Source organism: Pannonibacter sp. (assembly GCF_051860505.1).
Classification (GTDB): domain Bacteria; phylum Pseudomonadota; class Alphaproteobacteria; order Rhizobiales; family Stappiaceae; genus Pannonibacter.
Map to the genome: position 1 here is coordinate 87,335 of NZ_JBHYDX010000012.1, position 19,095 is coordinate 106,429.

The 19,095-nt window shown below is 63.7% G+C and carries 20 protein-coding genes; all 20 read left to right on the forward strand.

Going from position 1 to position 19,095, the window contains the following annotated elements; all coding sequences use genetic code 11:
* Window positions 1-3 precede the first annotated feature (3 nt).
* Window positions 4-420 (forward strand): flagellar basal body rod protein FlgC, encoded by a 417-nt coding sequence (gene flgC, locus ACTIFE_RS10445; RefSeq protein WP_106752570.1) that lies wholly within the window; start codon window positions 4-6, stop codon window positions 418-420.
* Window positions 421-422: 2 nt separating this feature from the next.
* Entirely contained in the window at window positions 423-758 is a 336-nt protein-coding gene (locus ACTIFE_RS10450) for a flagellar hook-basal body complex protein FliE (RefSeq protein ID WP_439529092.1), read from the forward strand.
* Window positions 759-795: 37 nt separating this feature from the next.
* Window positions 796-1,584 (forward strand): flagellar basal-body rod protein FlgG, encoded by a 789-nt coding sequence (gene flgG / locus ACTIFE_RS10455; protein WP_439529093.1) that lies wholly within the window; start codon window positions 796-798, stop codon window positions 1,582-1,584.
* A gap of 26 nt (window positions 1,585-1,610) precedes the next feature.
* Window positions 1,611-2,075 (forward strand): flagellar basal body P-ring formation chaperone FlgA, encoded by a 465-nt coding sequence (flgA, locus tag ACTIFE_RS10460; RefSeq protein WP_439529094.1) that lies wholly within the window; start codon window positions 1,611-1,613, stop codon window positions 2,073-2,075.
* A 4-nt stretch (window positions 2,076-2,079) separates the two neighbouring features.
* Window positions 2,080-3,192, forward strand: coding sequence for a flagellar basal body P-ring protein FlgI (gene flgI / locus ACTIFE_RS10465; protein ID WP_439529095.1), 1,113 nt, complete (start codon window positions 2,080-2,082; stop codon window positions 3,190-3,192).
* A gap of 356 nt (window positions 3,193-3,548) precedes the next feature.
* On the forward strand, window positions 3,549-4,112 hold the full coding sequence (locus ACTIFE_RS10470; RefSeq protein ID WP_439529096.1) for a MotE family protein: 564 nt from the start codon (window positions 3,549-3,551) through the stop codon (window positions 4,110-4,112).
* Complete coding sequence (gene flgH / locus ACTIFE_RS10475) at window positions 4,112-4,828, forward strand: flagellar basal body L-ring protein FlgH (protein ID WP_439529097.1); 717 nt, start codon at window positions 4,112-4,114, stop codon at window positions 4,826-4,828. The genes ACTIFE_RS10470 and flgH overlap by 1 nt, the downstream gene beginning before the upstream one ends.
* 26 nt (window positions 4,829-4,854) lie before the next feature.
* Window positions 4,855-5,343 (forward strand): flagellar basal body-associated FliL family protein, encoded by a 489-nt coding sequence (locus ACTIFE_RS10480; RefSeq protein ID WP_439529098.1) that lies wholly within the window; start codon window positions 4,855-4,857, stop codon window positions 5,341-5,343.
* Window positions 5,340-6,095 carry a flagellar type III secretion system pore protein FliP gene (gene fliP / locus ACTIFE_RS10485; RefSeq protein ID WP_439529099.1) on the forward strand — a complete coding sequence of 252 codons (756 nt, stop codon included), beginning with the start codon at window positions 5,340-5,342 and terminating at the stop codon, window positions 6,093-6,095. Before ACTIFE_RS10480 ends, fliP begins: the two co-directional genes overlap by 4 nt.
* A 460-nt stretch (window positions 6,096-6,555) precedes the next feature.
* On the forward strand, window positions 6,556-7,473 hold the full coding sequence (locus tag ACTIFE_RS10490; protein ID WP_439529100.1) for a flagellin N-terminal helical domain-containing protein: 918 nt from the start codon (window positions 6,556-6,558) through the stop codon (window positions 7,471-7,473).
* A gap of 156 nt (window positions 7,474-7,629) precedes the next feature.
* On the forward strand, window positions 7,630-9,270 hold the full coding sequence (gene fliF / locus ACTIFE_RS10495; protein ID WP_439529101.1) for a flagellar basal-body MS-ring/collar protein FliF: 1,641 nt from the start codon (window positions 7,630-7,632) through the stop codon (window positions 9,268-9,270).
* Window positions 9,270-9,914 (forward strand): hypothetical protein, encoded by a 645-nt coding sequence (locus tag ACTIFE_RS10500; RefSeq protein ID WP_439529102.1) that lies wholly within the window; start codon window positions 9,270-9,272, stop codon window positions 9,912-9,914. Before fliF ends, ACTIFE_RS10500 begins: the two co-directional genes overlap by 1 nt.
* Complete coding sequence (locus ACTIFE_RS10505; protein ID WP_439529103.1) at window positions 9,911-11,326, forward strand: MotB family protein; 1,416 nt, start codon at window positions 9,911-9,913, stop codon at window positions 11,324-11,326. Before ACTIFE_RS10500 ends, ACTIFE_RS10505 begins: the two co-directional genes overlap by 4 nt.
* A 137-nt stretch (window positions 11,327-11,463) precedes the next feature.
* Window positions 11,464-12,666, forward strand: coding sequence for a chemotaxis protein (locus tag ACTIFE_RS10510; RefSeq protein WP_439529104.1), 1,203 nt, complete (start codon window positions 11,464-11,466; stop codon window positions 12,664-12,666).
* Entirely contained in the window at window positions 12,657-13,928 is a 1,272-nt protein-coding gene (gene fliK, locus ACTIFE_RS10515) for a flagellar hook-length control protein FliK (RefSeq protein WP_439529105.1), read from the forward strand. The genes ACTIFE_RS10510 and fliK overlap by 10 nt, the downstream gene beginning before the upstream one ends.
* Window positions 13,876-14,469, forward strand: coding sequence for a transglycosylase SLT domain-containing protein (locus ACTIFE_RS10520; RefSeq protein ID WP_439529106.1), 594 nt, complete (start codon window positions 13,876-13,878; stop codon window positions 14,467-14,469). Before fliK ends, ACTIFE_RS10520 begins: the two co-directional genes overlap by 53 nt.
* Before the next feature lie 352 nt (window positions 14,470-14,821).
* Window positions 14,822-16,096, forward strand: coding sequence for a flagellar hook protein FlgE (locus ACTIFE_RS10525; protein ID WP_439529107.1), 1,275 nt, complete (start codon window positions 14,822-14,824; stop codon window positions 16,094-16,096).
* 27 nt (window positions 16,097-16,123) lie between these two features.
* Window positions 16,124-17,614, forward strand: coding sequence for a flagellar hook-associated protein FlgK (gene flgK, locus ACTIFE_RS10530; RefSeq protein WP_439529108.1), 1,491 nt, complete (start codon window positions 16,124-16,126; stop codon window positions 17,612-17,614).
* Between the two features lie 6 nt (window positions 17,615-17,620).
* Window positions 17,621-18,670 carry a flagellar hook-associated family protein gene (locus ACTIFE_RS10535; protein WP_439529109.1) on the forward strand — a complete coding sequence of 350 codons (1,050 nt, stop codon included), beginning with the start codon at window positions 17,621-17,623 and terminating at the stop codon, window positions 18,668-18,670.
* Between the two features lie 72 nt (window positions 18,671-18,742).
* Window positions 18,743-19,093 (forward strand): flagellar biosynthesis regulator FlaF, encoded by a 351-nt coding sequence (flaF, locus tag ACTIFE_RS10540; protein ID WP_106752553.1) that lies wholly within the window; start codon window positions 18,743-18,745, stop codon window positions 19,091-19,093.
* The last annotated feature ends 2 nt before the right edge of the window (window positions 19,094-19,095 follow it).

Consider the following 19,095-nt stretch of genomic DNA (forward strand, 5'->3'; position numbering starts at 1 on the left):
GCGATGATCGATCCGTTGACCGCAACCCTGAAGATTTCCTCCTCCGGCCTGCAGGCGCAGTCCGAGCGCCTGCGTGTCGTCTCGGAAAACCTCGCCAACGCCCAGTCGACCGGCAAGACCAAGGGCGCCGATCCCTATCGCCGCAAGACCATCACCTTCGAGAGCGAGGTCGACCGGGCTTATTCCGCCAACTTGGTCAAGGTGAAGGACATCGGTTCCGACAAGGGGGCGTTCACGGTCGAGTACGACCCGGGCCACCCGGCGGCCGATGACCAGGGCTACGTCAAGATGCCGAACGTCAACACCCTCGTTGAAATGGCGGACATGCGCGAGACCAACCGTTCTTACGAAGCCAACCTGAAAATGATGACGCAGGCCCGCTCCATGGTCATGCGCACCATCGATCTTTTGAGGACCTGACCATGATCGACCAGATTTCCTCCCTGACGAAAGTGTCCTCTGACGGCATTACCTCAGGCGTGTCGCAGACCCGTTACATCTCGTCGCCGGTCGCCGCGGCCCCGATTGACGGTGTTGGCGAGGCAAGTTTCTCCGATGCGTTGGCGCAGGTGTCCATGGACGTGGTCGACAAGATCAAGGACGGCGAGGCGGCTGCCATCTCCGGCATCAGCGGCAAGGCCTCCGCGCAGCAGGTGGTCGAGGCCGTGATGGCTGCCGAAGCCTCGCTCCAGACCGCCATCGCCATCCGCGACAAGGTGGTCTCTGCCTACCAGGAAATCAGCCGCATGACGATCTGAAGCCACCGGCTTCGACGTTCAGGATACGGAGAGTGACATGAAAGCCCTTGCCATCGCGGCGACCGGCATGAGCGCGCAGCAGCTCAATGTCGAAGTGATCGCCAACAACATCGCCAATATGAACACCACGGCCTACAAGCGGGCGCGGGCCGAGTTCACGGACCTCCTCTACCAGGCCGAGCGCCTGCAGGGCGTGCCGAACCGGGGCGGAGAGGATCCGGTTCCCGAAGGCGCGCAGCTCGGCCTTGGCGTGCGTTCTGCCGCCATCCGCAAGCTGCATATGCAGGGCACGCTGACCAACACCAACAATAAGCTGGACATGGCCATCGACGGGCGCGGCTGGTTCCAGGTCACCGGGCCGGAGGGCGAGACGCTCTACACCCGGGCTGGTGCCTTCAACAAGAATGCCGAAGGCCGCCTTGTGACGCTCGACGGCTATACGGTCGAGCCGGCGATCCTGTTCCCGCCGGAAACCACAGACATCATCATCAACGAGTCCGGTCAGGTCTTTGCCCAGCTCGACGGCGAGGTCAATCCGCGTGAACTGGGGCAGCTCACCCTGACCAACTTCGCCAATGACGCCGGCCTTGAGCCGATCGGCGGCAGCCTGTTCCGCGAAACGGCAGCCTCTGGCGTCGGCATCGGCGGTGTCGCTGGCGAGCCGGGCTTCGGCATCGTTCGACAGGGCTACACCGAAGCCTCGAACGTTGATCCGGTGAAGGAAATCACCGAGCTGATCTCGGCTCAGCGTGGCTACGAAATGAATTCGAAGGTCATCCAGGCCGCCGACGATATGGCGGGCGTCGTGACCAAGGGCATCCGCTGACCGCGGACCTGACAGGGAGGCGCGCCATGTTCGTGCGACTGTTCATCTGCATGTTCGTTGCCGGAATGGTGGCCTCAGCCGCGCTGTCCGCAGCGAAGGCCGCCAACATCGATCTGCCGGTGCCGCGTGTCACCATTCAACCGGGAGATCTCATCAGCGCGGATATGGTCATCATTCGCCGCTTCCCGGAGAAGACGACCCGGCGGTTCCAGGTGGTCATGAGCCGCGAGGACATGGTCGGCAAGGTTGCGCGTCGGACGTTGCAGCCGGGACATCCTGTCCCGGCCACGGCCGTCGCCCCTGATGTGGTGATCAAGCGCGGTGAACCGGCGCGGCTCGTGTTCCAGGAGGGCGGTCTCTTCATCATCGCCCAGGCCGAAGCCCTGCAGAACGGCGTTGTCGGCGCCTTTGTCCGCGTCCGCAACATCGACAGTGGCCTCATCGTCACCGGCAAGGTCCAGTCGGACGGCTCCATCCTGATAGGAAACTGACAACATGCGCCGATTTTTCCTCGCGCTGGCCACCCTTGTCTGCGGCGCACTCGCTGCAACGCCGATTTCCGCGATGGTCCGCATCAAGGACATTGCGACCCTTCAGGGTGTGCGCGACAACCAGCTTGTCGGCTACGGTCTGGTGCTCGGTCTGCAGGGCTCCGGCGATACGTTGCGCAATTCTCCCTTCACCGAGCAGTCGTTGCAGTCGATGCTGGACAGCATGGGCGTGAATGTCCGCGACGCGCGGTTGCGCACCCGCAACGTCGCCGCGGTGGTGGTCACGGCCACCTTGCCGGCCTTCACCGGCCAGGGCTCGCGCATTGATGTCAGCGTTTCATCGCTCGGTGATGCAGCCTCGCTCGCCGGCGGCACGCTGGTGGCGACCCCGCTTCTGGGCGCGGACGGATCGGTCTATGCGGTGGCGCAGGGCTCCGTTGCTGTCTCCGGCTTTTCCGAAACAGGGCAGGCCGAAAGCCTGAAGCAGGGTATTCCCACTGTTGGCCGCATCCCCAATGGCGCGCTGATCGAGCGCAACCTGCCGGACCGCTTTGCCAACATTCCTGCTTTGGTGCTGGAACTGTCCAATCCTGACTTCCGCACAGCCGTGCGTGTCGCCGATGCCATCAACCGACACACCAAGGCGACCTATGGCGTCAACACGGCGCGGGAGCGGGACTACCGTTCCATCGACCTGACCCCGCCGAAAAAGGTCAATGTCACCCGCTTCATGGCGGAGATCGAAGCCCTTCTGGTGCAGCCGGATACGCCTGCCCGCGTCGTCATCGACGAGCGCACCGGCACGGTCGTCATCGGCCGGGACGTCCAGGTCTCCACCGTCGCCGTCACCCATGGCAACCTGACGGTCCGCATTACCGAAGCTCCTGAAGTCTCGCAGCCGCAGCCCTTCTCCTATACGGGCGAGACGGTTGTCACCCCGCGCACCTTCATCGATGCGGAGCAGACCGGCGGCCAGCTTGCCATTGTCGGCGGCACCGATCTGCAGACCCTGGTGCGGGGCCTCAACCGCATCGGCCTGAAACCGACCGGCATCATCGCCATCCTGACGGCGATCAAGACCGCCGGGGCCCTCCAGGCGGATCTGGTGATCCAGTAGGCGGTTTTCTGGAAAAGCTGAAAGACATGGCCCCGCTCCTCTGGAGCGGCGTCAGACTGCTGACAAACCCTTTATCGTCATCCCGGACGCAGCGAAGCGGAGATCCGGGACCGGAGAGCCGAGGTCTCTCCGGGGTTAACTGATTGAAATAGAGAGGTCTCGACTCTCCGGTCCCGGCTCGTCGCTGCGCTTGGCCGGGATGACTTCGGTGAGGTCAAGGTTTGTCATCAAGCTCGCCCCGCTCCTCTGGAGCGGGGCTTTTTCTTGTCGTCAGGTCGGTGGCTGTGGCCAAGCCCCGCGCAAGCCTCAGGCGCCATAGTCATCTGCAACAGCGACAGGAAAGGACGTCCCTCCCCATGGTCCGCAAGTCTTGCCTGCCCGCGCGGCATGGCCGCCGCCCCTCTCTCGCCCGCACCGGCCTGGTTCTTGCCATGGCCGTGTTGCCTTTCGCTCCGGCACAGGCCCAGAACGCGCCTCAGCCCAAGCCCCAGGCTGTGCAGGTGGACGAGCAGACCGGGCTCAGCGATGCCCAGATGTATTGCCGCAACACCGGCAACGCCGCCAATGATGCCCGGCTCGCCTGGCAGACCTGGAACCTGATTGCGCTTGAGGAAAAGGTGAAGGTCCGCATCCACGAGCTGGAGCGCAAAAGGGCCGAATATGAGGCCTGGGTGGAACGGCGGGAGAAAGTGCTCAGCGAGGTCGAGGGTCATGTGGTCGCGATCTTCCAGCGGATGCGTCCGGAAGCGGCGGCCGCCCAACTCGCCACGCTGGACGAGAACACCGCTGTTGCGGTTCTCGTCAAGCTGAACGCCCGCGCCGCCAGCCAGATCCTCGATGAAATGGAGCCGGCCCGCGCTGCCCAGCTGACCCATTCGATGGCCGGTCTCACGAAATCCGAAGCCGAGGGAAGCCTCTGATGCGCTTGTCCATTCCCCCCCAGACGGTACTGATCCTGAGTCTTCTGGCCGGTGGCTGCGCCGGCCAGCTCCAGGATCTCGGCCGCGAGCCGACCATGTCGCCGGTGGGCTACGGGCTCGCCTCCCAGCCGGCGGCCGTCTATCCGCTCAACACCTTCAGCCCAAGTGCGCGCAAGGACTACAATTCCCTGTGGGTCGGCGGCCGCGAGGACTTTTTCTCCGATCCGCGTGCGCGCCGTGTTGGCGATGTCCTGACGGTCAGGATCGCGATCAATGACAAGGCGACCCTGGACAACAACTCCAACCGCGGCCGCAACTCGACCATCGGTCTTGGCGGCGAACTGTCTGCCGGTTGGGATGGCAAGTCGATTGGCGGCGAAGCCTCGCTTGACGGGACCTCGGGGTCCAACTCCGCCTCGCGCGGATCGATCGACCGCAAGGAGGAGATCGAACTCTCCGTTGCCGCAGTCGTCACCGACCGGCTGCCGAACGGCAATCTGGTGATCTCCGGATCGCAGGAGGTTCGGGTCAACTACGAGATGCGGGTCCTTAACGTGGCCGGCATCGTGCGACCCCGTGACATCGCCGGAAACAACACTATTGAGTACGACAAGATCGCGGAAGCCCGCGTGTCCTACGGCGGTCGGGGGCGGATTTCTGAAGTCCAGCAGCCCGGCTGGGGACAGCAGCTCTATGACGCCGTCGTTCCCTACTGATGCCCCTCTTTCGACGGAGCCGAACCATGGCTGATGCCGATTTTTCCTCGTCCGGTCGCGGCGGCAGCACGACCGGATTCCTGGGGTCCGTTGTCTTTCTGACCATCCTTGCCTCTGGCGTGGGTGCCTTGGCCGGCCTGTATTTCACCGACACGGTCCGCCGCGCGGTGAATGCCGAGAGCGCCTTGACGCCGGCACCGGCGCAGCCGGTCTACTCCACCGCCTCGCGGCTTCGGCCCTTGAAGCCGCTGGTGACCAATCTTTCGGCCCCGCAGGATGCCTGGATCCGGGTGCAGGCGTCGATCGTGCTGGATGAGACCGACATCGAAGATCCAGGGCTCCTGGCCGGTTATATCGAGGAAGACATCCTCGCCTATCTGCGCACCATCACTCTGGCTCATGTCGAAGGGGCCGCCGGTCTGCAGCACCTGCGCGAGGATCTCAATGAACGGGCCATCGCCCGATCCGGTGGCAAGGTGCGCGAGCTCATTCTCGAATCCCTGGTGGTGCAATGACGCGGTTCTGGCTTGCCTGTGTTTTCCTCCTGGCCGGGACCGCGCTGGCCGCAGCCCAGTCCGTTCCGGCGTTGCCGAACCTGTCTGATCTGATCCCGCAAGGCGAAGGCAGCACGGCAGGGCGCATCGTCCAGGTGATGGCCCTGTTGACGGTCCTCTCCGTCGCGCCGGGCATCCTGATCATGGTGACGAGCTTCATCCGCTTTTCCATTGCCTTCTCCTTCCTGCGTTCCTCGATCGGCCTGCAGACAACGCCCGGCAATCTCATCATCATCTCTCTGGCGATGTTCATGACCTTTTACGTCATGGCTCCGACCTTCGACCGGGCGTGGAACGAGGGCATGGTGCCCTTGATGAACAACGAGATCAGCGAGATGGACGCCTATGACCGGATCACCGATCCGTTCCGCGATTTCATGCTCAGTCAGGTGCGCGAGCAGGATCTGGTGCTGTTCGACGAACTGGCGGCCGGCCGTGTCACATCAGGCGAGGCTGCTTCTGCCGAAGAAGTAGAACTGCGGGTGCTGGTTCCCGCTTTCATGATCTCGGAACTGCGCCGAGGTTTCGAGATCGGCTTTCTTATCGCGCTGCCCTTCCTGGTCATCGATATGATCGTCGCCACGATCACCATGTCGATGGGCATGATGATGCTCCCGCCCACGGTCATCTCCCTGCCGTTCAAGGCGCTGTTCTTCATCCTGATCGATGGCTGGAACCTGCTTGTCGGCAGTCTGGTGAGATCATTCATTTAGCCGGCAAATAGAGTTCTGATGCGACCCGGAGCGAGGCAGCAATGCCTCGCCCTTTTGGCATTTCGGGGCAGCGTATATCCACCTCCAGGGTCATCCCTGCCTTGTGTGGGGATCCATCCAGTCTCGGTGCATTTCGCGAAATCACAGCTTGGCCCGAACCGTTTGTTCGGATCCCCGCACAAGGCGGGGATAACGGTCGGTGGGGGGTGATCCAACCGAACCCGTGATGCGAACCGGGACAGCGTGGTGACCATGACGTGAGACCTGCGTCGCGCCTCAAACTCGATAATCACATCACCATCACAGCAAGTCAGCCCCGCACAAGCATGTCGGCCTAGGTTGAACTCACGACAGGTTGAGCGGAACCCAACACACCGTTCAAAGGCATGACGCCGCCCTGCCGTACCGGTGAAAGCCCGGTATGTCCCCTTCAAAAATTTTGAATGTGAAAGGGACCACCATGTCCAGCTTGATGACCAACGCATCCGCCATGACGGCGCTCCAGACCCTGAACGCAACCAACAAGTCGATGGCTCAGGTGCAGAACCGCATCTCCACCGGCTACCGGGTTGCTTCGGCCCAGGACAACGCCGCTTACTGGTCGATCGCAACCACCATGCGTTCCGACAACATGGCGCTTTCCGCAGTGAAGGACGCCCTGGGCCTCGGCGCTGCAACCGTGGACGTCATGTACACTGCCATGGACAAGACCGTTGATGTCGTCAACGAGATCAAGGCCAAGCTCGTCGCTGCCCGTCAGCCGGGTGTTGACCGTGGCAAGATCCAGTCCGACATCACCGAACTCCAGGGTCAGCTGCAGACCATCGCAGACTCGTCCGTGTTCAACGGCGAGAACTGGCTGTCGGTCGACTCCGGTGCGGCAGGCTACAACGGCACCAAGACAATCGTTGGCTCCTTCACCCGCTCCGGCGGTGCGATCACGATCGACACGATCGCGATCGATATCACCGAGACCGAACTTTACGACAGCGCTGACCAGTCGGGCATCCTCGATCGCGACCGTACTGTTGGTGGCACCACCGCCAAGGTGTCGACCATCAACATCTCGGCCCTGACCGACTCTGCCGCTGACCTGACCAGCCTGGAAGAGCAGATCTCGATCGTCGACAACGCTCTGGGTGACATCACCAACGCAGCGACCCTGCTGGGTTCGGTGAAGAAGCGCGTGGACCTGCAGAAGGACTTCGCCGGCGCCCTGACTGACGCCATCGATCGTGGCATCGGCCAGCTGGTCGACGCCGACATGAGCAAGGAATCGACCCGTCTGCAGGCTCTTCAGACCCAGCAGCAGCTCGGTATCCAGGCTCTGTCGATCGCCAACTCGAGCAGCCAGAACATCCTCTCGCTGTTCCGCTAAGTCCTTCGGCCGTAAGGCCTGGACCCTGGAGGGCCGCGTTCTGTTGGACGCGGCCCTCTTCCTTTTTGCGCGCCGCTGGGGGCGACACAAGCCTCGCGCCAGCCAGCGCCGCGATAGTTGGACAAGGTTCAGACCGAACGAGCACAGGGGTATGGAATGCCAGGCCGTGAACATGCCGAAAAACTCTTGGCCAATCTGATGGAGCTGGGTGTCAAGCGCCTCGTTGCACTGGCCCTCATCGGACTTGCCACCGTCCTGACCGTTGGTCTGGGCGCCTACTATCTGAGCCGTCCGCAAATGACGGCCCTCTACACCGGCCTTGAGGGCGACGATGTGAACCGCATCGGCTCCGCGCTCCAGGACGCCGGCATTCCCTATGACATCAGCTCGGACGGGGCCGCAGTCATGGTCAGCCATGGCGCTGCCGCACGGGCCCGCATGCTGCTGGCCGAACGGGGCCTGCCGCGCGGCGGCAGCACCGGCTATGAGCTGTTCAATGATGTTGGCTCGCTTGGCCTGACGTCCTTCATGCAGGAAGTGACCCGTGTCCGTGCACTTGAGGGGGAACTCTCCCGCACCATCCAGCTGATGCAGGATGTGCGAGCCGCCCGGGTTCACATCGTCATGCCGGAAAAGGCCTCGTTCCGCCGCGACCAGCAGCCGCCCTCTGCATCCGTCGTCATTCGCTCGGATGCCCCGAATGACACCCGGACAGCCGATGCCATCCGCCACCTTGTCGCAGCCTCGGTTCCGGGCATGTCGCCCGAAAAGGTGACGGTGCTTGATACGTCCGGCGGGTTGCTCGCCACGGGCAAGGATCCGGCCAATGCCTCTGCGGGCCAGATGGCCAGCCTCGAGACGGCCGTCAGCGCCCGCATCCAGGAAAACATCCGCAAGACCCTGACCCCCTACCTGGGCCTTGACCATTTCCAGGTCAGCGTCGCCGCCGATCTCAACACGGACAAGCGCCGCATCTCTGAAACCGTCTTCGACCCGGAATCGCGCACGGAACGCTCCGTCCGTACCATCCGTCAGAACGAGACCTCGCAGAACTCCAGCACCGAGACCCCCACCACCGTCGAGCAGAACCTGCCCGAGGAGGACGTGCAGGCTGAAAACGGTGAACGCTCGAGCGAGGAGAACCAGCGCCGCGAGGAGACGGTCAACTACGAGATTTCCTCCAAGACCATCGAGACGTCGCAGGACGGCTATTCTGTCGAGCGCCTGTCAATTGCGGTTCTGGTCGACAAGGCCCGCCTGCATGCGGCGCTGGGCGGCACGCCCGACGAGGTCGCCGTCAAGGAACAACTCGGCGAGATCGAGCAGCTTGTGGCCTCGTCTGCCGGCGTCAGTGCAGCACGTGGCGACACGATCAAGGTCTCCGTTGTCGAGTTCTTCGAAGGGGCAGGTGATCTGGCTCCAGCCCCGCCGCTGTCGATCACCGAGCTGCTGCTGCGCCAGTCCGGCAATGTGATCAATGCTGTTGCGATCATGACGGTTGCCGGCTTGCTGATCTGGTTCGGCCTGCGTCCTGCTCTTGCCGTCCTCGTGCCGCAGCGCGCCGAAACACCAACCGAAATCTCCGAACTGGCCATGGCCGGGGAGCTGGATGCGCAAGGGATGCCGTTCTCCGAGCAGCGCGCCCTTGCTGCCCCCGATCACACGGCCCTCTTGAGCGACCTCACCAACAAGATCAACCAGTCGTCCATCAAGAAACTCGAATCGCTGCTTGAGCTGGACGAGGAACAGTCCGCCGCGATCCTCAAGCAATGGATGTATGAAGGGGAGCGCGTCTGATGCAGCATCGCCCGATCGCGGCGCATATCCCGGAGCTTGCCGGCCCTGGCTTTCCGCGCCTCAGCAAGGAAAACGTCGTCATGGCCGATGTCATTCTCGGCAATGACCGGCCGCCGGAGCCGACCGTGGATGAACGCCTCGCTGCTGAATATGCCCGAGGCGTGCGCACTGGTCGCCAGGCCGCACGACTGGAGGTCGAGGCCGAGCTCGAAACCCGCGTGGAGGCCTTGCAGATAGAGGCAGAGACGGCCCGTCTGGCCCATCAGCAGGAAGAGGCCGAGCGCCTTGGCGAGAACCTCGCCGATGCCCTGGAGCACCTCGAAAGCACGCTCGCTGAAGCAGCCGAACGGGTGCTGTTGCCTTTCCTTGAAGAGGCTGTGGCGGCACGGGCTGTCGAAAGCTTCCGGGTCGCCCTTGCCGAGATTCTCACGGGTGCGGGAACAGATCGTCGCCTGATCGAGGTCAGTGGCCCGGAAAACCTCCTGCCACTGGTCGTCGAGGGCCTTGGGTCCCGGCAGGACCGGGTCAAGCTGGTGGTTGGCGAGGGGCCGGAAGTGCGCGCCGTGCTCGAGGATACGGTGATCGAAACCCAGATCGCGGACTGGCTCGGCCGGATCCGCAGTGCCCGGGAGCAGGTGGAATGACCGCAGAACTGCAGCCGACCGAAATCGTTATCGTACGCCGCCGGGCGCCTCTGGAAGTCGAGCAGGTGAAGAACGGCGTCTGGAAGATCGCCTTCGCGGATTTCATGACCGCGATGATGGCCTTCTTCCTGGTGATGTGGCTGATCAACGTCACCGACGACAGTGTCCGCCGGGGTGTTGCGCAATATTTCAACCCGGTGAAGCTCGCCTCGACCACCCAGACCCGGAAGGGACTAAACGATCCCGATATGCCAGGGCCGGAGCAGGGCAAGCCTGCCGAGATCGACGTGATCATGAATTCCCCGCCGGATCCGGACGGGACGCCGGGATCGGCAAACGGTCAGGAGATGACCACCCGTTCCGCCCCGACCGATGCCAGCGCGGCGCGGCGTGGCCTTGGCGAGTTCAAGGCGACCCACACGGAAACTGCCCTGTTCCGCGATCCCTACGCCGTGTTGGACCAACTCGCCGAGGGTGTCGCCGGTACACCTGGCTCTGGCGCCGCACCGGAAAGCCAGGGGCTGGGAACGCAGCGCCAGGAAGGCGCCCAGGGCGGCGAAGCTTTCCGCGATCCCTTTGATCCGATGTACTGGCAGTTCCTGCCCGGTCGGGAGACGGCCGGACAGGAAGGCGGCAAGACAGCGGCGGTGACCGGCGAGGTGCCGGCAGGTACGGCAAGCTACGCCGCCTCGGCGGAAGCGCCTGAGGGAACAGCCGTTGCCCGCCCGCCCCATATCGAAACGGCCTCCGTTCCGGCGGACGCCGCAGCTGCAGGCAACGGGACAGGCAGCCACCCGGAGGTAGGTGCAGGGGCACAGTCTGCCATCAGCCAGGTCGTGGCGGCGCAGGCACCGGCAGCCTCCACGACGGAAAGTGTTCAGGCGCAGCCGGCCCAGGCGCCTGCAGCCCAGACGCCTGCAATCCCATCTGCTGCCGAAGTCAATGCTCGTCAGCTTGCCGACAGTCTGGCTCAGGTGCTGCAAGGCGCGGAAGGAACCTCGCTCAGTGCCACGGCCGCCCGGGTCAATGTCGAGCAGCAGGGGGCAGGTGTCCTCATCAGCCTGACCGACGACCAGAACTACGGCATGTTCGCTGTCGGCTCGGCCGAGCCGCGCGGGGAACTGGTAAAGCTGATGGAACGCATCGGCGGCGTGCTCGCCAACAAGCCGGGGCGGATCATCATCCGGGGCCATACCGATGGCCGGCCTTTCCGGTCCAGGGATTATGACAACTGGCGCCTGTCAACCGCCCGCGCGCACATGGCCCTGTACATGCTGCAGCGGGGCGGCGTTGACGCTGCACGCATCGACCGGGTCGAGGGCTATGCCGACCGTGACCTCAAGCTGCCCGAAGATCCGCTGGCACCGGTCAATCGCCGCATCGAGATCTTCATTCTGGAGGGCGAGGCATGAGCATGTGCGCAAGGATCGCAAACTTCGGCCGGAGGCAACGGCCGTCTTTGGCCTCTGCGGCTTTGGCCCTGGTGCTGGGAGCCGGTCTGTGCGGGTCACTGAACGCCGAGACCGGGTTGCCGGCGGGCGGGGAAACCTTGACAGCCCCAGCACCGGGCGGCGCCGATCCGGCGGTTCCCAATGCGGGTCTGGCCGCACGGGTTGCGCCGGCCGGAACGCAGCCCTATGAGCTGGTTCGTACGCTTCAGGCGCTGCAGGGCGAGGTAGCCAAGGGCAGTCGGGAGGCGCACCTGGCCCAGCGGGCCCTGCTCGGCCGGATGAATGCGGAGTTTCTCGCAGCACCTTCGGATACCTGGGCTGACCAGCGCAACGCCCGCGCGGCGGTGATCTACCTCCTGAGCGGCGGCAACCCGAAGGTGATGCGCCAGCTTGTTGAGCTTTCGCCGCCGCCGGCTGTCGAGATGGACCTGATGCGTGGCGCCATCGCCTATGTGGACGGCCAGGGCGAAGAAGCGCGCCGTCTTCTGGCCGGCTTCGAGCCAATGGACATGCCGCCGAACCTCGGTGGTCAGATCGCGCTTGTCCGGGCCGCTCTGGAAGTCTCGGCCAATCCGCAGGAAGCGCTGCGTCTGCTAAGCGTGGCGCGGCTGCTGATGCCCGGAACGCTGGTGGAGGAAGCTGCCCTGCGCCGCGAAGTCTTCCTGGCTGGCAAGATCGGCGAGATCGACCGGTTCCAGTCGCTGTCGATCCGCTATCTGCGCCGGTTCAAGTCATCGATCTATGCCGGCGATTTCCAGCGCCGGTTCGGCCTTGCCCTCGACGGGCTCGGCTTTGGAACGGACGAGAGACGCTTTGCTTTGCTGGAGACGCTGCTCACCGAGTTCGAGCCAGTGGCGCAGCAGGCCTATTTTCTGGCCGTTACACGCCAGGCGGTGACCCAAGGCCATCTCGACATTGCCCGCAAGGCTGCGGACAGGGTGCGCCCACTGGTCGTGCAAGGCTCACCGGAGGAACTGCGTCTGCGGATTTATGAGGCGGCCTCCGCTCTCGCCCCGGACGACATCATGCAGACGCGCGAGTTGCTGTGGTCCATCGATCGCAAGGCACTGGCGGCAGACGAGCGCGAACTGATGGATGCCGTCTATGCCGTGCTGAACCATGTGCGCCACTGGCCCAATCCGCCCGAGGGCGTGATTGGCGATGTGGGAGCCTATGCCAAGGTGTCCGCTCCGGCGGACCCGGACTGGCAGCGCCCGGTGATGCGGCAGGCGGACCTTGCACTCAAGGAAACTGAAGCCCTTCTGGGCGATACGCGGGGGGGAGCCCGAACATGGCAGTAACCACATCGGCCGTCATGCAGGCTCCGGCACCGGTTGCGGGGCGCGGTCAGGAGAACGCCAGCGAGGATACCGGAAGCGGGTTCTCCGACGTGTTGCGCGACGTGGCGCAACCGAAGGATCAGGACGCTTCGGCAGATCAGGCGTCCTCCGCCGGTTCGGAACCCCAGACGACCCCGGTGGCCGACGGGGCCCTTCAGCCGCAGGAAGATGCGGCAGGTCTCCTGAAGCTTCTTGTCGCGCCGACCACGAATGTCCCGGGTCAAGGCGTGGCGGGCGATACAAACGCGCTGGCGGCCTTGCTGGGCCTGGCCCCGTCCGTGCCCGTTGCAGGAGCACCAGTGGCCTCTCCGAACTTGTCTGGTTCGTACGGCGCGCCTCGGTCCGGCGCCCCCGCTTTTGCAGGACCACAAACAGGAGCCAATCCGCGGGTCTCGCCGCCCGTCGCTGGAGGTGTTCCGGCTGTCGGGCAGGCTGCCGTTGCATCGGCAGGAACATCCGCCGCAGTTGCCTTGCCGGCCGGAGGGACCTTGTCCGGACTTGATGATGCCGGTCTTTTTGCCCGTTTTGCCGTGGCCCCTGAAGAGGTCAGCGTCACGGCCGGCGAAGCCCGGTCCGGCGACAGCCAGCGCGCCATGGCGGCGGTCGGTCAGGTTCGTGTGCTGCGTGAGGAAACCCATTTCGCGCCGTCACTTCGGCTCTCGCCACTTCAGCAAGTGGGCGAGGCAATCATCGGGGCTTTGTCAGAACCGCGTCCGGCTCCGTCCGCGCAAGGTTCAGCCAATGCGGGCCTGTTCTCTGCCGCCTCGACCCGCCCGATGGTCAAGGTACTCGAGATCCAGCTGCAGCCGATGGAACTGGGCAGCGTGAAAGTCTCGCTGCGCCTCATCGGTGACCGGGTGGAAGTGGTCATGTCAGCGCAGAACCCGGACACGGTGGAATTGCTCAAGCAGGACCGGCAGCTTCTGGATCAGATGCTCCGCGCCGTTGGCCAGAAGGCGGACACGATCACTATCCAGGCAGCTGGCGATGACCGACCGATGTTCCAGGTCAACGGTTCCTTGCAGGGACAGCAGGCTGGCTGGACGGCCCAGTCCGGTGACGGTGGCCCTGCAGGGGGAGCGGGCACCGGCGACGGCAGCGAAACACAGAATGGTCGCGGCGGTCAGCAGCAGGACAATCCCTTGACGGAAGACCAGGAAGAAGCAGCACATGCAGCACATACGGACAGTCGCAGCGATCGCAGCGGCGCTGTTTATCTCTGAGACAGGTTCTTTCGGCTTTGGACCTGGTGTGGCCTTTGCCGCGCCGGGGCAGGCGATCTGCGAGCGGGAAATGGCCGCCGCCGCCCGCGCCTACAAGATCCCGCTTGGCGTTCTCTACGCAGTCGGCTTGACGGAAACCGGGCGGCGCAATTCCCTCTCGCCTTACGCGCTCAACATTGAGGGAGAACCGAAGTTCCCCGCGACCGCCCGGGCCGCAGAGGCAGAGGTGATCTCGGCCAAAGCACGCGGCAAGAAGCTGATCGATATCGGCTGCATGCAGATCAACCATCATTTCCACGGTGAGAAGTTCCGCTCGGTCGCCCATATGCTGGAGCCACGCGCCAATGTCCGCTATGCGGCCCGCTTTCTGAACGAGTTGCACGCCCGCCAGGGGACCTGGACGATGGCGGTCGCCCGCTATCACGCCGGCCCCAACAACGACCCGGCGCAGAAACGCTATGTCTGCAAGGTCATCACCAACATGGTCGCCAGCGGTTTTGGTCAGTGGACGCCGGAAGCCAGCAAATTCTGCAAGACCTGAACGAGGCTTGCGGGAGAGTGCCTCGTGCGCGCGGTGTCGGGTCACGTTGGCACAAATGCTGTGGTCAGCCCCGCTCTGTGAACGTGATTTCGATCACGCTGCGCCACGCGTATTGAGGTCATCCCCGCCTTGTGCGGGGATGACTGCTGTGAAAAAGCAATTTACTCAGAATTAAACTTACAGATGAAGTTTTGTGAACAATAAATTTCTCAAATTCAAAGTTAAACACAGTAATTTATAGTTAAAAATTTATTAAAATTCGCCAACTTGACTGCGCTTGTTCGCCCAACAGCTTCACGCAAGATTGACGGCGTTGAATGTCTCCAGAAGTTTTGGCAACGGGAGACGTTCCATGAGTCTTTACGGCGTAATGCGTACCGGCGTGTCCGGCATGAATGCCCAGTCCAGCAAGCTGGGCACAGTCGCGGACAACATCGCGAATTCGAACACGACCGGATACAAGCGCGCGGCGTCCGAATTCACCTCGATGGTCCTGTCCCAGGGCACCGGCGCCTACAACTCCGGTGGTGTGAAGGCCAACACGGTGCGGGCGATTTCGCAGCAGGGATCGCTGAGCTACACGACGTCGTCGCTGAATCTTGCGATCGACGGCAACGGCTTCTTTGTCGTGGCCGATCGAGATGGCACCCAGTCCCTGACCCGCGCCGGCGCTTTCGTGATCGACAAGGAAGGCTATCTGGTCAACACGGCGGGCTTCACCCTGCAGGGCTATCCGATCAATGGCGGCGTTGCGGCAACCCCGGTCGCCAACGGTCTGGGCGGTCTGGAAGATGTCAATGTCTCGCAGAACCAGCTCGAGGCAACCGCCACGAGCACGGCAACCCTTTGGACCAACGTGCCGGAGGACGCAGCCATTGTCGGACCAGCCGACTTGCCGTCCGCCAACGCCGCAACCGCGACGTTCTCCGCCAAGACGTCCGTCATCATGTTTGACAACCTTGGCAATGAAGTGAAGCTGGACGTCTACTACTCCAAGACGGCCATATCTCCGACCGAATCCACCTGGGAAGTCGCGGTCTTCAACGCTGCTGAAGCTGGTCCCGGCGGCGGTTTTCCATACACCGGCCCGGCACTCTCCACCCAGACCCTGACCTACAGCCGCACCACCGGCAAACTTGCCACAACCAGCCCGACAGACATCGCTATCACCGTCCCGAACGGCGGTACCTTCAACATGGATCTGTCTGGCGGCACGTCGCTGGCGGCCGGCTTTGCGGTCACCAAGGTTGAGGCCAATGGCAATGCGCCGAGCGCGGTCGAGACGGTCGAGTTCAACGAAGAAGGTATCCTCAGTGCTGTTTACTCCAACGGTGCCCGTCGGGAGATCTTCCGCATCCCGCTCGCCGACGTGCCGAGCCCGGACAAGCTGACGGCGCTCTCGGGCAACATCTACACCCAGTCGAACAACTCCGGCGACATCCGCGTCGGGTTCCCGGGCGAGGGCGGCTTGGGCAGCGTCGTGGTCGGTGCGCTGGAAGACTCCAACGTCGATCTGGCGACCGAGCTGACCTCGATGATCGAGTCCCAGCGTGGCTACACGGCGAACTCGAAAGTGTTCAAGGCAGGCTCCGACCTGCTGGAGGAACTGGTCAACCTCGTCCGCTGATGCGCCGAGCAGCAAGGAATATGTGACATGAGCCTTTCCGTTGCCCTGAAGGTCGCCCAGTCGGCCCTGAGCGCGCGCCAGACCGAAACGGCGACGGTCTCCCGCAACATCGCCGGAGCCCAGGAGGCCGGCTACTCCCGCAAGACCGTGATGCTCAGCACCGTCGTCAGCGAAGGCGGGCATGTGGGTGGGGTGCGCAGCGACGGCATTCGCCGGACCACCGACAACGCCCTCTACAGCTCGCTGCTGCGCTCCACCTCCCGGGCCACCTCCCAGGATGCGGTTGCGGCGGGATTGGAGAAGCTGGAGCAGACAGTTGGCGACACCGAGCTGAAACGCTCCCCGGCCGCCCAGCTCGGTACGCTGGAAACGACGATCCAGAACTATGCGTCCGATCCGGGCAATTCCATCCTCGCCCAGACAATGCTGGGCGCGGCCAAGGACACGGTCCAGCTGCTCAACGAATACACCGGACTCGTTCAAGGCGTCCGCGCCGAGGCCGATGCGGATATCAGTACGTCTGTCGGCCGCATCAACGAACTGCTTGGGCAGGTCGAGCGCCTCAATGGGATCATCGTCAAGGGGGGGCCGTCCGGCGCGGACATCACCGACGCGCTGGATGCCCGCGACAAGGCCCTGCACGCCCTGTCCGAGGAAATCGGCATCTCGACCCTGACGGCTTCGGACGGCGGTGTCGTCATCTACACCGACAGCGGCGTCACCCTGTTCGAGACCACGGCCCGCACCGTCAACTTTGCCCCGACAAACACCTTCAACGCGACGACGGTTGGCAATGCCATCTTCATCGACGGCGTTCCGGTCGCCGGGCCCAACGCGATCATGCCGATCGGCAGCGGCCGTCTGCACGGGTTGGTGCAATTGCGGGATGATACGGCGGTCACCTATCAGAATCAGCTTGATGAAGTTGCGCGCGGCCTGATCGAGGCCTTTGCGGAACAGGACCAGTCCGGTGGCGGCGGGCCTGACCAGGCCGGCCTGTTCACCTACTCCGGCGGCCCGGCCCTGCCGGCGACGGCCACCCTGTCAGCGGGTCTGGCCGGGGACATCCGGATCAATGCAAATGCCGATCCAGACCAGGGCGGCAGCATTGAACGTCTGCGCGATGGTGGCATCTCCGATCCATTGAACCCGGACTACGACTATAACCCCGCCAACAATGCCGGTTATGCAACGCGGATCCAGGACTATGTCACGGCGCTCAACGCCCCGCGCGTCTTTGATGGCAACGTCGGCCTTGACCCGACCGACACGCTGAAAGGCTTTGCCGGCTCGTCTGTCAGCTGGCTCCAGGCAGCGCGCAAGTCTTCCGCCGCCGATGTCGAGGTTCAGTCCGTCATCGTCACGCGCACGGCCGATGCCCTGTCCAATGCCACCGGCGTCAATCTCGACGAGGAAATGACGCTGCTTCTCGACATCGAACGGGCCTATGGCGCGGCGGCCAAGCTGATTTCCGCCGTTGATCGCATGCTCGACGACCTGCTCTCTGCGGTGAGGTAACCCAAGATGAAAACGTCCTACATCTCCACGTTCACCCTGTCGGACTCCACGAGGAGCCTCTTGCAGCGCCAGACCGCCAACCTCGCCAAGTTGCAGCTGGAGATTTCCTCCGGTCGCAAGGCTGACATCGGGCTTGATCTGGGGGCCCGCACGGGCGAGGCGGTCTCCGTCCGGGCCGAGCACACCCGGCTCGATGCCCTGATCGATACCAACGCGCTCACCGCCTCTCGCCTCGATGTGACGCAGGCCGCGCTGAAGGATCTCCTCAGCACGACCCAGGACAGCCTGGCGACCTTGGTCGCCGTGCGCGACAGCAACGGCTCGGCCTCGGTCGCCAAGGGGCAGGCGGAGGGCAGCCTGAAACTGCTCATTTCCCGCCTGAACACCCAGCTTGGCGGCACTTACATCTTCTCCGGCATCAACACCGACACCAAGCCTGTGACCGACTACTTCGCGACCCCGGCCTCCGCCAGCAAGACAGCCGTGGATACAGCGTTCAACGGGGCCTTTGGCTTCAACCAGACGGACCCCGGCGTCGCCGGGATCACACCGGCCGCGATGACAGCCTTCCTCAACGGTCCGTTCGATGCCCTTTTTGCCGATCCGCAGTGGGGCGCGACCTGGTCCTCGGCGACCAACCAGACCATGACCTCGCAGATCTCTCCCGCCGAGTCCCTGAACAGCTCGGTCAGCGCCAACGAGAAGCCGATGCGCCAGCTCGCCGCCGCTTTCACGATGATGGCGGACCTTGGCGCGGAAGCGCTGGGCAAGGAGACCTACAAGGTCGTTGTCGACAAGGCGATTTCTCTGCTGGGTGAGGCCGTTGTCGGTGTCACCAATCTCAAGGGCGGGGTCGGCCTGGCGCAGTCCCGCGTGTCGGCGGCCAGCGACCGGCTTCAGGTCCAGACAGGCATCCTCAACCGGCGTGTCAACGATCTCGAACTGGTCAACAAGGAGGAAACAGCGGTGCGCCTCAACACCGCGATCACGCAGCTCGAGACGACCTACGCGGTCAGCTCCCGCATCCAGAGACTGAGCATTCTGAACTTCCTGTGAGACGCGTCCGGTCCGTTCCGCCCTGGGCCGATCCTGCCGCGCCCAGCCGAATGACGACGCAAGAGAGGTGCCATGTATAACTTTTCCTATGCCGAGGCGATTGACGACTTCGGCCGCGACCCGCGTGCCGAAGAACGGGAAGCCATGGACATTGTGATTGCCCAGCTGGAGCTGGCGCGGGAGCGCGGTCCCCGGTCCCGCGAGACCATCGAGGCGGTCTACAACACTCGCCGTCTGTGGAGCTACTTCATCGACAACCTGGCTGAGGAGACCAATGAGCTGCCGGTCGAGATCCGGGCCGACCTCATTTCCATCGGCATCTGGGTGATCAAGGAACTGGAGCGCATCCGCCGCCAGGAAACCGACAGCCTCGACGCCCTGATCGAGATCAACACAATCATTCGCGACAGCCTCGCACGGTGAAC